Source organism: Synechococcus sp. R55.8 (assembly GCF_047461895.1).
Classification (GTDB): Bacteria; Cyanobacteriota; Cyanobacteriia; order Thermostichales; family Thermostichaceae; genus Thermostichus.
Map to the genome: position 1 here is coordinate 1 of NZ_JANSIB010000181.1, position 1,248 is coordinate 1,248.

At 55.9% G+C, this 1,248-nt stretch carries 1 protein-coding gene and 1 pseudogene; both read right to left on the reverse strand.

Annotated elements, in window-relative coordinates:
- Positions 1 to 198: 198 nt before the first annotated feature.
- Positions 199 to 588, reverse strand: a complete 390-nt coding sequence (locus NW829_RS12240; protein ID WP_414332498.1) for a hypothetical protein — start codon at positions 586 to 588, stop codon at positions 199 to 201.
- A 299-nt stretch (positions 589 to 887) separates the two neighbouring features.
- A pseudogene (locus tag NW829_RS12245) lies at positions 888 to 1,248 on the reverse strand (FAD-binding oxidoreductase); the annotation flags it as partial.

A 1,248-nucleotide genomic window follows, 5' to 3' on the forward strand; every position in this document is an offset into this window, starting at 1 on the left:
CACCTGGGAGAAGCTTTTGGATAGCCACGAGGCCCAGTGGTTGGGCAAGGGATCCCAACTGCCGGCAGAAAGCCAAGGGGATCCGGTTGAGGTACTGGGCTATGGGGTGGGCCTCTATGGTGCTTTGCACCGCTAACGCAGATGGCTGCGGCCAGAAGGGAAATCTCGACCGCTCCAGACCTGGCAAACGGAAACGGTCTAGCCGATCTTCGCGCCGCGGAAATAGAGGGAGTCAGGCAAGGGCCTGCGGGCGAGGCTGGGATTTCGGGAAGGTTTGCTCACCGGTTGGCCGCGATAGGTCAGCTTGGGCTTGGCAGGGTTGCCCGTAGGAGCAGCCTCTGGTTGGGACTGCACGGGTACGCCCGGCGACAGTTGAGCCCACACTTCCGCGTGATTCTCAAACTGCACCACAATGCTAAGAAATCCCCTTTCAATGTCGGCGCGACAGGCAGATATCGCGTCTTGGGCGCGTTTGTACACTTGCCGAAGGGCGTAGAAGTGATTCTGAAACTTGATCACCTCCACCAAACCCTGAGGAGTCGAAGCCCAGAAGCCACTGTCTGCATCGCTGTAGTCGAGAATAACCATGGCTAACTCCTACACTGACGAGTGGATGGATAAAGAATTCCCAACTCTTCCACTATGGATATCAAACGTCGTGAAACGTAATGGTGAGCTTGATCACATTGACAATGTTTCGATATCTCTTGAGTGTCTTGATTGCAGCTATGTTGAATTACAGTAGTGCAACCGCTCCTTGGCTCTCAACTTTCCTCTTCCTAATGAGATAAAAACTGCGAGTTAGGGCCTCGGCGGTGCAGATTGTCAGGGGAACGTCTCAAGCTCGTTCAAAGCCCCTATTTTCAGATAGAATATCTACAGAATCACTATGGAAATAACTTGTAATCTTGACCGCAGCCGTAGCGCCAAGCCTCGCGGCGCCGCTTCCAGAAGTAGTCTTGGGGGTCGGTTTCCAGCTCCGGGCGATCCGTTAGCCTTTGCAGCAGCTCGAAGAGGCCAAGCGCGCCAAAGTGGCCCGCCCATTCCACCAACTCCGGCAACCCCAACCGGGGCAAAAGTCCGGCCACCAACCGAGGATCCCGACTCATCGCCCCCCACAGGGCCTGGGCCAAGCCGCCGAACTGCACTACATCCTGCAAAAAGGGCTTCACCACCTGGGGGCCGGCGGCAAACATGGCCGCAAACACCCTGCTCAACAGGCGGTTAATGCTATTGGGATCCCAACTT

What these genes read in the sequence shown, in the direction of transcription:
- NW829_RS12240 (WP_414332498.1), bottom strand. Translation starts at nt 588, where the DNA reads ATGGTTATTCTCGACTACAGCGATGCAGACAGTGGCTTCTGGGCTTCG.